Source organism: Pseudomonas sp. SDO52101_S400, assembly GCF_054071635.1.
In genome coordinates, this window is record NZ_JBSVWF010000043.1 from 1 (window position 1) to 11912 (window position 11912).

The window sequence follows — 11912 nt, forward strand, 5'->3', positions numbered from 1 at the left end:
TCCGAAACCCCAATTGCGAAAGCAGTTGGGGTTTTGTTTTGCCCGCAGGAAAGTTTTTTGTCCGCGACAGCGAACAAATTTGCACAGTTATTTTCGAATCAGAACACTAGAATAGATCCCAACTTTTTCGGAGTCAGAGCCCTTATGTCAGATTCGGTTGACGCCCCCGGGCTGTCAGAATTACCGCTGGATGACTTGGTGGCCTGTCACGAGTGCGATCTGCTGATGCGCAAGCCCAAGCTTGCCCACGGCGAAAAAGCCCTCTGCCCACGCTGCGGTTACGAACTGTATGCCCACCGCCATAACGTGGTGCAGCGCAGCCTGGCCCTGGTCATTGCCGCACTGCTGCTCTACGTGCCTGCGAACTTTTTACCCATCATGCAGCTCAATGTACTCGGGCAGTCGTCGCAGGATACTGTCTGGAGCGGCGTTGTCGGCCTGTTCAATACCGATATGCGCGGCGTTTCAGTTGTCGTGTTCCTTTGCAGCATGGCAATTCCACTGCTGAAACTGCTGTGTCAGTTGATCGTGTTGCTGACGATCCGTTTCAACATCGGCCGTAGCTATGGCCTGTTGCTCTACCGCATTTATCACCACCTCAGAGACTGGGGCATGCTCGAGGTCTACCTCATGGGCGTTCTGGTGGCGATCGTCAAACTGGCGGACATGGCGGCCATCACCATCGGTCTCGGTCTCGGGTGTTTCATCGGTCTGTTATTGGTTCAGGTCTGGCTCGAAGTGGTGATGTCACCGCACCAGATCTGGCAGGCGTTATCAGGAGAAGATGCCCATGCGGGCGATTGATGCGGGCATTCTGATCTGTACTGAATGCCACGAACTGAACAAGCAGGATGCCGACAGCGATGTGCAGACCTGCACTCGATGCGGTGCGCTGGTTCACGCCCGGCGGCCCAATAGTCTCGCGCGAACCTGGGCGCTGCTGATCACGGCCGCGATTGTCTACATTCCGGCCAACGTCCTGCCGATCATGACGGTCAGCTCACTGGGCCAGGGTGATCCGAGCACAATCATGTCCGGTGTCATCCAACTGGTGCAGCACGGCATGATTCCAATCGCTGCCGTAGTGTTCGTCGCCAGTATCCTGGTGCCGACATTCAAACTGGTGGGCATCGCGCTGCTGCTGTTTTCGGTGCAGCGCCGCCAGCCATTGTCCGCACGCCAGCGAATCTGGATGTACCGCTTCATCGAGTTCATCGGTCGCTGGTCGATGCTCGACATTTTCGTGATCGCCATTCTGGTGGCGGTCGTCAACTTCGGCCGGCTTGCCAGCGTCGAAGCCAATCTTGGCGCCATCGCCTTCGCCAGTGTGGTGATTCTGACGATGCTCGCCGCTGTCACTTTCGATCCCCGACTGATTTGGGATAACACGGAGTCGGACGCCGACCATGACTGATTTGCCCGTAGCGAAAACCCGACCGGCTTCGAACTGGTCTGCCATTTGGGTACTGCCCCTGATCGCCCTGATCATCGGCGGCTGGCTTGGATGGCGAGCCTATACCGAAACCGGCATCGAGATTCAGGTGCGCTTCGAAAGTGGTGAAGGTATCCAGGCCAACAAGACCGAAGTGGTCTATAAAGGCATGCCCGTCGGCAAGGTCAAAGCCCTCAAGCTCGATGACGAAGGCGGCACCAAAGGCGTGATCGCCACCATCGAGATGAACAAGGATGTCGATCAATACCTGAAAACCAGTACCCGCTTCTGGCTGGTCAAACCGAGTGTGACGCTGGCCGGTATCACCGGTCTGGAAACTCTGGTATCGGGTAACTATGTCGCAATCAGCCCGGGCGAAGGCGAACCGACCCGCAAGTTCAAGGCCCTGGCCGAAGAGCCGCCGCTGTCGGATTCAAAACCCGGCCTGCACCTGACGATCAAGGCAGACCGCCTGGGTTCGCTGAACCGGGGCAGCCCGGTGTTCTACAAGCAGATCAAAGTCGGCCAGATCAAGAGTTACGTCCTGTCGGAAGACCAGAGCACTGTCGAGCTCAAAGTTTTCATCGAACCGACCTACGCCAAACTGGTGCGCAAACACACGCGTTTCTGGAACGCCAGCGGCATCAGCATCGACGCCAACCTGTCCGGGGTGAAAGTACGCAGTGAATCCCTGGCCAGCATCGTCGCCGGCGGTATTGCCTTCGCTACGCCAGAGAATCGCAAGGACAGTCCGCCCACGGATCCGAGCCTGCCGTTCCGTCTTTATGAAGACTTCGATGCGGCCGCGGCGGGCATCCGCGTGAAGGTCAAACTCAGCGATTTCGAAGGCTTGCAGGCCGGGCGCACCCCGGTGATGTACAAGGGCATTCAGGTCGGTAACCTGAAAGCGCTGAAGATCGATCCCGATCTGTCCAGTGCCACTGCCGAGCTGACTCTCGATCCTCTGGCTGAAGAATATCTGGTGACCGGCACCCAGTTCTGGGTGGTCAAACCGTCGATTTCCCTGGCCGGCATCACCGGTCTGGAAGCGTTGGTCAAAGGTAACTACATCGCTGTGCGCCCTGGCGACAAGGGCGGGGCTCCGCAGCGTGAGTTCGAAGCCCGGCCGAAAGCGCCGCCGCTGGATTTGAAGGCGCCGGGCCTGCACCTGGTGCTGTTCACCGATAGCCTCGGTTCGATCGAGGTTGGCAGCCCAATCCTCTACAAGCAGGTCAAGGTCGGCTCGGTGCAGAGTTATCAGTTCTCCAAGACCCGGAAGCAACTGGTGATCGGCGTCCATATCGAGAAGGAATACGAAAATCTGGTCAACGCCTCGACCCGGTTCTGGAACGTCAGCGGCATCACGCTGACCGGTGGTTTGACCGGCGGCATTCAGGTCAAGAGCGAATCGTTGCAGACCCTGATGGCCGGCGGCATCGCGTTCGAAACGCCGCAAGCCAAGGCGCCGTTGCAGAAGCGGATTCCGCGCTTCCGCCTGTTCGCCAATCACGACGAGGCCAATCAGAAGGGTGAGGTGGTGACCATCAAGGTGGACCGTGCCGACGGTTTGCGCAGTGGCACGCCGGTTCGCTTCAAGGGCCTGGACGTCGGCAAGATCGAAAGTGTCGACCTGACCGATGATCTGCAATCGGTGATCCTCACCGCGCGCATTACTGAAGTGCCGGAGAAGATTGCCCGGGTCGGCAGTCAATTCTGGGTGGTCAAGCCGGAACTGGGTCTGATCAAGACCTCGAATCTGGAAACCCTGGTTACGGGTCAGTACATCGAAGTTCAGCCAGCGGCGAAGAGCCTCGGTCCGCAGAAGAACTTTGTGGCCCTGGCCAATCCACCGGAAGTGAGCAAGCAAGAGGCCGGCCTCAGTCTGGTATTGAGTGCCGCCCGCCGTGGTTCTTTGAAGCCTGGCGTGCCGGTAACCTACCGCGAAATCACGGTGGGTAAAGTCACCGGTTACGAACTGGGTCAGACCGCCGACCGCGTTCTGGTGCATATCCTGATCGAGCCGAAGTATGCGCCGTTGGTTCGCAGTGGCAGCCGTTTCTGGAACACCAGCGGTGTCGGGTTCGACATCGGCTTGTTCAATGGCCTGACCGTACGCACCGAGTCTCTCGAAACGGCGATTCAGGGCGGTATCGCCTTCGCCACACCTGACGGCGAGCGGATGGGCAACCCGGCTCGGGCTGAACAGACCTTCCCGTTGTTCGACAAGTTCGAAGACGAGTGGCTGACCTGGGCGCCGAAAATCCCCCTCGGCAAATAATCCCGAGCCCATGAAAAAGGGCCGCGATCCAATGGATCGCGGCCCTTTTTTGTGTCCGTCAGCTAAGCATCAAACCGCATCCAGCTCCGGCTCGTCCGCTTCGACATTGATGGTGGCCTTCACCACATCGTGGCGACGGATGTACTTCCAGTCCGCCTCGTCGATGTAGATCCCGGCCGGGCCACTGCCGCCTTCCAGGTCGATGGCGACACTGGCGCAGACCTGCGGCTTCACACTCGCCAGAATCGGCACGAAGCCCAGTTGCAGACTGGTTTCCAGCAGGGCGGCCTGGTTCTTCTCGTCGATGTCCGCCGCCTCGTCGAGGTAGTACGGCAGACGCACACGACCAGCCAGGTCGCGGTCCATCAAGTGCAGCAACAAGTACATGTTGGTCAGCGCCTTGATGGTCATCGTGGTGCCGTTGGACGCCGCGCCGTCGATGTCGGTGTGGATAACCGGCTGGCCGTTGACCTTGGTGATCTCGAACGCCAGTTCGAACAAGTCCTTGAGGCCGAGCTGGTTGTGGTTCGCCGCCACCAGCCGCGCCAGGTATTCCTTGGCTTCTTCATTCTTGTTGTCCTGCTCGGCGCTCTGGCTCAGGTCGAACACCGACAGGGTTTCGCCTTCTTCGTACTGACCGGCGCTGTGGATGATCTGGTCGATGTGCTTGAGCGCTTCCTTGTTCGGCGCGAGCACGATGCGGAAACTCTGCAGGTTGGACACCTGACGCTTGTTGATCTCGCGGTTGAACAGCGCCAGTTGATGCTCGAGGCTGTCGTAGTCGCTGCGGATGTTGCGCAGGGTCCGCGCAATATCGGTGACCGCCGCGCGACGGGCCTTGCCCAGAGTCAGCGCTTCATCGGTACGGTGCGCGTAAGCGTTGATCAGCAGCGACAGACGGCGCTCCATGTCGTCTTCGCTGTCGAACTTGGCGACGCCTTTCAGACGCACCTGTGCGTACAGCGCTTCGATCTGGCCATCGGCGCGCAACAGGCCTTGCCAGCTGTCCTGATAGTCGTTGAGCAGCGGCAGCAGGTTGTCCATCGAATCGTCGACCGGATCCATGAATGGCGTACCGAACGGCAGGTCTGCCGGCAGCAACTGACGACGGCGCAGGGCATCGTCGAGGGTGCGTTGCTTGGCTTCCATGTCGGCGATCTGGCGGCCGACCAGTTGCAGCTTGGCCGACAGTTGCTGGACGCGCTCGGTGAACGCATCGCTGGAACGCTTGAGTTCGTCCTGCGCGGCTTCCATCTGCGCCAGTTGCTCCAGTTTGTCGCCTTCTTCGGCGCTCAGGGTCTGGGTGCGACGGAAATCTTCCAGAGCCTTCTGCGCATCCAGCACCTGCTGGTACAGCGCTTCGGTCTGGGTCTTGCTCGCGGCCCGGTCGGCAGCCACGGCTTGCTGGGTTTTCAGTTGCTTGAGCTCTTTTTCCAGACGCTCTTTCTGATCGCGCAACGCGGCACGGTCAGCCAAGGCCTGCAGAGCCGGCGGCTCGATGTTCGAGATGTCGATCGACAGGCCCGGCACTTCGAAACGCTCGCCCTTGAAGCCGTCGAGGATCAGCTCCACCGATTTGACCCACTCTCCGTCCTCGTCGAGGGTGATGCCGTGCTCACCCAGCGGCAGGCTGAACAGCGCGCTGTTGAACAGTCGCATCAGGCGCTCGACGTCCTGTTGCGAGAACTCTTCGCGCAGGCGGGCGTAGCTGTTGTTGTCGGCGTGATCGAGTTGCTGCTTCACCGACTTCAGGCGTTTTTCCAGATCTCGCATTCGCTCTTCGAGATCTTCGGCGCTGAACTGACGAGACTGCGCGAGCGCACCGGCGAGTTCATCGTGAGCGTCCTTGGCCGACAGCAGTTGCTGCTCCAGCACTTTGACGTCATCGACCAGCGCAAAGCGGTTCTTCAGTACCGACAACTCACCCAGCCAGCGCTGGATGCCGGAGATTTCCCGCTCCAGACGCATCAGCTCCTGAGTGCCGCCGCGCTGATCGTTTTGCAGATCGTCCTGCTCACGACGGTAGTGCTCGGCCTGAATGGTCAGCTCCTCCTTGCGCGCCGTGGCGTAGTCCGACCAGGTGCCGAGCAACGAGTCGAGCAACGGCGACAGGCGATGCAGCTTGCCGCGCAGCACATCACGCTGTTTGACGCCGTTGGCCAGGGCTTCGACCAGTGGACCGGCAGCGACCAGCGAGTTGTAGTCCTGTTCCATGCGACGCACGTCGCGAAACGCTTCTTCGCACGCCGCGATGTAATCGACGCTGCCGGAACGCAGGCTGTGTTCGAAGGCATCGAGGAACAGTTGCTTGAGCTTGGCTGCGGTGATTTCGCGCATGTGCAGCAGGTTGATGAACAGCGCGCGGAAAGTCTTCAGGCTCTGCTCGCTGGTGGAGCGCAGCGGGATCAGGGTCAGGTCGAGCGGGATCGACGTATGACCGCCAACCAGCAAACGCCGCAGTTCATCAGGCTTGAGTTCGTAAGCCTTCAGGCCTTCCTTCTCAAGGTTGCTGAACAGCTCTTTCTGGCGCAGGCAGGTATCGTTTTTCTGGTAATGCGCCAGATCGAGCTTGCCGGCATAGGCGAAGAACTGGTGACCGAAACCGCCACCCGGGCCGCGACCGACCACGCCGATCACATGCGGACCGTGGGGCAGGTTGACTTCGACGAGGATGTAGCTGGTGTCGGAAGCAAAGTAGAAGCGCCGGGATTGTTCCAGGCTGTATTTGCCGAAACTCATGTCCGACATGCGCGCCAGGATCGGGAACTGCAAAGCGTTGATCGAGGCGGATTTACCGAGGTTGTTCGCGCCGTAGACCGACAGCGGTTCTTCCAGCGGAAACAGGCCAAGGCTGTAACCGGCGGTGTTCAAAAGGGCAAAGCGGCGGATGCCGTAGCGTTCCTGACTCATGCGTCGGACTCCTGTTCTTCGGCAATGGCGCGGGCCAGTGCGTCTTCTTCGCTCTCTTCTTCAAATTCGCTGAGATCGAGCGGGTCGTCGGTGGCGAGGAATTTCGCCTCGGCCTCCTCGTCGATCAACACTGGCGCCGGCAATGGCAGAACGCTGTGCACGCTGGCCGCCAGATCGCGGTCCTGCTGGACCGACAGACAGACGTCGAGGAAGCGGTGCATCGGCGGCAGGAAACGGTACACGCCGTTTTCTTCGCCGGCGAAACCGAGCTGGGTCATGCGGCGCATGATCTTTTCTTCGAGCTCTTCAACGGTCTGCACTTCGGCCTGGATGAACAGGTCGCGGTACTTTTCCAGCAGCGATGGCAGCTCTTCGCGGCCGAGGCTGCCGCCGTCGAGCACGGCGATCGGATCGCGGCCCTGATCGGCGAGATGCTCGACGAGGATGAAGGTGAACAGCGCCAGACGCTGGGCGGTCTTGTTCACCGCCGCAGCGGCCATGTCCGGCACGAAGTAATAGAAACCACGGGTGTCGCAGACCAGTTCGAACCCCAGCGCCTTGAACAGCGTGCGGTACTGGTCCTGGAAGTTCGACAGTTGGGCGTACAGCTCCGGATCGCGGCGGCTGACGTGGTAACCCTTGAACAGCTCGCGGAAGATCGGCGCGAGTTGCGACAGTTCGGAAAGATCAAGATGCATTGGGGATGCTCGCAGAATCCTCGGCGGCGGCGTCGCCGGCCGAGAGCAGGGCGAAGGAGCGCAGGCTGACCTGGTGCTCGTGAGTGTGGTATTCGCGGCGTTCCAGACGCTCGCGCTTGAAGCGTTTTTCCCGCGACAGGCGCGAGAACCAGTAAAGCAATTCGTCGGTAGCGCCGTCCGGCTCCTGCTCCAGCAGCCAGGTCATCAGGTCCGGCATCGGCAGGGATTCTTCGCAGCGGTCGACCATCTCGCGCACGGTGCGCGGTGCGCGCGGGGCATCGCCGGTCTTTTGCGACTTGTGCGCCTTGGGGAAGCGCGCCGGTTTCGGCTCGAAACGGGCCAGGGCGTAGACGTAGGCTTCAACCTGACTGGCGCTGCCGAGAAAGGTGCTTTGAGGCCGGGTGAACAGCGGCATCGCGGCTTGCGGCACGGCGTCGATGCCTTTGCGGCGGATCGCGGCCAGCGCCAGCGCAGCTCCACGGGTCACGGCGTTGTGCCGGCGGGCTTCTTCACGCAACGGCAGCAGCAGTTCCCGGGCATGACGCAGGGTCAACTGGGCGCTGGTCTGCATTTCGAGGATGCGTGCGTGGGTGCGCAGCAGCATGTCGTCATCGACCAGATGGCCGAGGCGCTGCTGTTCGCTGAGCATCTTCAGCAGCACGGTTTCGACCTTGCGCACGCCTTGTTCGAAGGCGCCGTCGGCGTTCACCAGATCGATCATCGGCTCGACGTATTCGTCCCAGGTCGCCAGTACTTCGGCGTAACGCTGACGCAGCGGGATCTGCCGATCACTGGTCTTGGCCCGTTCGGCCACGGCCACCAGCGCCTGTTCGTCGTTGTCGAGCTTCTTCAGAACGTCGCGCACGCGCATGTCGAGCAGACGCAGCTGGCGCGCCAGATCACTGCCGTCACGGACGTCGAACGCATCCTGGATGTAACCGGCCAGACGTTCGAGGTGACGCAGATAGGCTTCGATCTCCAGGCACAGGCCCAGACGGTGTTCCCGACGCAGGTAGGCGAGGAAGTCGTGAATCTGCGCGTTCAGCTCGAAACGGTTCGGGCTTTTGGCCACAGGCACCAGAATGTCGAGGCGAATCCACACGTCGAGCAGGCTGGTGATGTCCTGCGGCGTGCTGTCCAGTTGTTGGGCGGCCAGTTGCGTGCGCAGTTCGTTGAGGCTCAGGGTGCCTTGGTCGAAGTGCTCGCACAGTGGCTCCAGAAGTGCCCAGTGTTCAGCGAGGGCGCGCAAGACGCGCTTGGGTTCGATCATCGGAATGGCCGGCTGGTTGGCGATTAAAAGCCGCGATTGTACTGCATCACGCGGGATGCGATTCACTCTCGGGACGGGCTGTCGCTTTTCTTTGCGTCAAGGTATCGGTCAAGACTATCGATCAACAGCGGGCGATCTTGAGCGAAGGGCGGTAGAATCAGCGCACTTCAGTTATCCACAAGTGGCCGACCCTTGCTAATCGAGTCCCGCCGCCGCGCCTATTTGAACGCCATGCAGGTGGTCAACTGGCTGCCGCGCACCGAATTGCCCTTTGCCGCGCCGTCACGGCCCGAGCTGCTGGATGTTGTCGAGCCTGAGCCCGAAGCTCCGGTGCTCGTGGCACCAGCACCGCAGGCGGATGCGCCGGTGCAACCTGCCGCACGTTCGGTCGAACGGCCGAAGGTCGAGGTCCCGCGACCTTCGCTGGCCAGCACCCGCACGGGCGCCAAACCGGTGGAAGAGGTCGACGAAACGCCCGTGGTGGTCAAAGCGGCGCCAATACCACCACCGCGTTTTACCCTGCAATTGCTGCGGGCCGGTCGCTGCCTGCTGTTGGTAGAGTTACCCACAGGCGATTCTTTCCAGTCCCGCGATCCGGCCTATCTGTTGCTCAAGGACATGCTGCGCGCCGCCGGTCTGCCGGATGCGCCGCAGATCGTCGGCGACCCGGTGCGTTGGCCGTTGCTGGTGCGTGGCTCGATGGATCAGGGACCTGACGCGGCCCGGGACTTCGTCCAGGGGTTCCTGTCGGTTCAAATGGAGACTGCGCCGTGCGCCTGCCTGTGGCTGATCGGCCTGCCGGCGGTGCGTTTTGCCGGCGAAGCGGATGCCGAAGCGTTCAACCGCGAGTTGCAAATCGAGGGTCTTGGCCTGGCGTGGGCCGTGCCGGGGCTTGAATTGTTGATGGAAGAGCCACAGCGCAAGGCCGCCGTGTGGCAAGCCATGCGTCGGCTGATGGCGCGCTGGAAAGAATCGAATGAGTGACGCTGTAACGTTTCGCCCGATGATCGAAGCCGATCTGGACGCAGTGCTGAAAATTGAATTCGCGGCCTATAGCCATCCCTGGACTCGCGGGATTTTTCTCGATGGCCTGGGCAAATACCAGATCTGGCTGATGTTCGAAGGCGAGCAACAAGTCGGACACGGCGTGGTGCAGATCATTCTGGATGAGGCGCACCTGCTCAACATCACGGTCAAACCGGAGAATCAGGGGCGGGGCCTTGGGCTGATTCTGCTTGAGCACCTGATGTCCCGCGCCTACGCGGCGCACGCGCGGGAATGTTTCCTCGAGGTGCGCGACAGCAATACCTCGGCATTTCGCCTGTATGAGCGCTATGGCTTCAACGAAATCGGCCGGCGCCGGGATTACTACCCGGCGGTCGGCGGGCGTGAAGACGCCGTGGTCATGGCCTGCACCCTGGTCGACTGATCGGATTCAAAAAGCATTGCCCGCCGCTCCCACATTGGAATGCATTTCCGTGTGGGAGCAAGCCTGCTGGCGATAGCACGCTGACCGGCGATGCAGATCAACGATTCCCATCCATCGGATCGCGCCGCGCCAGTTCCGCCTCGTCGAGCCCATTGCCACCGCCGATGTCGTCCTCATGGACAATGCTCAAGTCCCAATCGGCCTGATTGCCTGTCCCGAGTTCGTCCGCATCGCGCGCGCCGTCTTCGTGGATCAGGGTTTCCGGGCTCAGGTCATCGTCGGTCGGCTCGTGATCAGCTACAGAGGCGCCGGTCATGCCAGCCTCCCGCACCCGTTCACGCGGCATCAGATGTTCACGCTCGGTTTCCGGCAGTTCATCACCGATCCTGGCGCTGGGCTGTTCGTCGTCGAAATCCAGCTCGTGCACCGATCCCATGCGGTCTTCGTTGTCATCGATGGGCTCCGGTTGCGCCGCGTCGAAGGGACGTCGTGAATCAGTCATGGCAAATCCTCATACTGTGGGCCTTACTGAGGTGGACTCACCGGGCACACGAGAAATTCCAACGAAATCACCTGCGATCCTTTCGTGACCCCGACGGACGGTTGTCTGTCAAAGCAGGGCATCTTTCTTGAGGCCTTACAGCATGCATGACTTACAAGACCTGATTGATAACAACGAGCGTTGGGCTGACGCGATCACCAAGGAAGACCCGGATTTCTTCGCCAAGCTGGCTCGCCAGCAGACGCCGGAATATCTGTGGATCGGTTGCTCCGACGCGCGGGTACCGGCCAATGAAATCGTCGGCATGTTGCCGGGGGATCTGTTCGTTCACCGCAACGTTGCCAACGTGGTATTGCACACAGACCTTAATTGCCTGTCGGTGATCCAGTACGCCGTGGACGTGCTCAAGGTCAAACACATCCTGGTCACTGGCCACTATGGCTGCGGCGGTGTGCGGGCGTCGATGCAGGATCGCCAGTTCGGCCTGATCGATGGCTGGCTGCGGTCGATCCGCGATCTGTATTACGAAAAGCGTGAAGAACTGGCCAGGTTGCCGACCGAAGAAGAGCAGGTCGATCGTCTGTGCGAGCTCAACGTGATCCAGCAAGTGGCCAACGTTGCCCACACCAGCATCATCCAGAACGCCTGGCATCGCGGGCAGAGCCTGTCGATCCACGGCTGCATCTACGGCATCAAGGATGGTCGCTGGAAGAGCCTGAACACGACCATCAGCGGTTTCGAACAACTGCCACCGCAATACCGTTTGCGGCCGGTCGGCGCGCCTTGATCCGCTGTTCAGCGTAAACCCTGGCGCCACCAGGCCTGCAAATAGCGCTGGCCTTCAAGATTGGGTGATTCGTCGTAGCCGGTGATCCACCCACGGCAGCGTGAACATCCGCAGCCGCAGGCAAACTGCCGCAACAGTTTGTCTTCGGTGGCGGTGTAATCCACGGTCAGTCGTTCTCCCTCGGCGATGTCTCGCAATGCCCATAGCCATAACTCGCTCATGTCGAGAAAGGTATTGGGATCGCAAGAGTGCTCGAGCACGCCGCAAAAGCGCGGATCGTAAAGATGGATGCCAACCTGCAGTTGCCGGGTCTGTCGGCACCGATAGGGCAGCAGTTGCCCTGAAACGCGGCACATTCGGCTGATGCGCAGGAAATCCCGGCACGCGACGACGGCGGTGGCCACTCCCTGTGGATCGTGAACAATCTCGAAGTCGCGCTTTGAAGGAAACCCCAGGCGGACCGGGAGTCCGGCAAAAGGATAGATGCCTTCGGTATCGTTCGGCGGTAATCCCTGTCGAGCATGAGTGTTCATAACGATCCCTGTTGGCCCAAGTGTCACGACTTTTACGGGCTGACCTCCTGTCAGTCCTGTAACACAGCAATTG

General features: G+C 60.5%; 11 protein-coding genes. 6 read left to right on the top strand and 5 right to left on the bottom strand.

What is annotated here, in order from left to right; translation table 11 throughout:
* Window positions 1–144: 144 nt before the first annotated feature.
* Genes ACW9HX_RS20380 through ACW9HX_RS20390 form a run of 3 tightly spaced genes read left to right on the top strand, consistent with a single transcriptional unit; the run spans window position 145 to window position 3710 of the window.
* Complete coding sequence (locus tag ACW9HX_RS20380; RefSeq protein ID WP_457382028.1) at window positions 145–804, top strand: paraquat-inducible protein A; 660 nt, start codon at window positions 145–147, stop codon at window positions 802–804.
* Window positions 791–1414: a paraquat-inducible protein A gene (locus tag ACW9HX_RS20385; RefSeq protein ID WP_457381984.1), complete on the top strand. Its 624-nt coding sequence runs from the start codon at window positions 791–793 to the stop codon at window positions 1412–1414. Before ACW9HX_RS20380 ends, ACW9HX_RS20385 begins: the two co-directional genes overlap by 14 nt.
* A complete protein-coding gene (locus ACW9HX_RS20390; protein WP_457381985.1) occupies window positions 1407–3710 on the top strand; it encodes an MlaD family protein in 2304 nt (767 codons plus the stop codon). The genes ACW9HX_RS20385 and ACW9HX_RS20390 overlap by 8 nt, the downstream gene beginning before the upstream one ends.
* 69 nt (window positions 3711–3779) lie before the next feature.
* Here ACW9HX_RS20390 and mksF read toward each other — a convergent pair whose 3' ends face one another.
* From mksF to mksB, 3 genes are read right to left on the bottom strand one after another with little or no spacing between them, the layout of a single operon-like run.
* Complete coding sequence (gene mksF / locus ACW9HX_RS20395) at window positions 3780–6620, bottom strand: Mks condensin complex protein MksF (RefSeq protein WP_457381986.1); 2841 nt, start codon at window positions 6618–6620, stop codon at window positions 3780–3782.
* On the bottom strand, window positions 6617–7318 hold the full coding sequence (mksE, locus tag ACW9HX_RS20400; RefSeq protein WP_186622818.1) for an Mks condensin complex protein MksE: 702 nt from the start codon (window positions 7316–7318) through the stop codon (window positions 6617–6619). The genes mksF and mksE overlap by 4 nt, the downstream gene beginning before the upstream one ends.
* A complete protein-coding gene (gene mksB / locus ACW9HX_RS20405) occupies window positions 7308–8588 on the bottom strand; it encodes an Mks condensin complex protein MksB (RefSeq protein ID WP_457381987.1) in 1281 nt (426 codons plus the stop codon). Before mksB ends, mksE begins: the two co-directional genes overlap by 11 nt.
* Before the next feature lie 231 nt (window positions 8589–8819).
* On the opposite strand from mksB, the gene ACW9HX_RS20410 reads away from it, so the two are divergent.
* Both ACW9HX_RS20410 and rimI read left to right on the top strand, forming a co-directional pair.
* The gene (locus ACW9HX_RS20410) at window positions 8820–9572 is read left to right on the top strand and encodes an energy transducer TonB (RefSeq protein WP_457382029.1); all 753 of its coding nucleotides are present in this window, start codon (window positions 8820–8822) and stop codon (window positions 9570–9572) included.
* Window positions 9565–10017 carry a ribosomal protein S18-alanine N-acetyltransferase gene (gene rimI, locus ACW9HX_RS20415; protein WP_457381988.1) on the top strand — a complete coding sequence of 151 codons (453 nt, stop codon included), beginning with the start codon at window positions 9565–9567 and terminating at the stop codon, window positions 10015–10017. The genes ACW9HX_RS20410 and rimI overlap by 8 nt, the downstream gene beginning before the upstream one ends.
* Window positions 10018–10114: 97 nt before the next feature.
* Here rimI and ACW9HX_RS20420 read toward each other — a convergent pair whose 3' ends face one another.
* A complete protein-coding gene (locus ACW9HX_RS20420) occupies window positions 10115–10519 on the bottom strand; it encodes a serine kinase/phosphatase (RefSeq protein WP_457381989.1) in 405 nt (134 codons plus the stop codon).
* 142 nt (window positions 10520–10661) lie between these two features.
* Between ACW9HX_RS20420 and can the strand changes: the two genes are divergently transcribed.
* Complete coding sequence (gene can, locus ACW9HX_RS20425) at window positions 10662–11306, top strand: carbonate dehydratase (protein ID WP_011335942.1); 645 nt, start codon at window positions 10662–10664, stop codon at window positions 11304–11306.
* A gap of 8 nt (window positions 11307–11314) precedes the next feature.
* Here can and ACW9HX_RS20430 read toward each other — a convergent pair whose 3' ends face one another.
* Window positions 11315–11839 carry an SET domain-containing protein-lysine N-methyltransferase gene (locus ACW9HX_RS20430; RefSeq protein WP_457381990.1) on the bottom strand — a complete coding sequence of 175 codons (525 nt, stop codon included), beginning with the start codon at window positions 11837–11839 and terminating at the stop codon, window positions 11315–11317.
* Window positions 11840–11912: the final 73 nt, after the last annotated feature.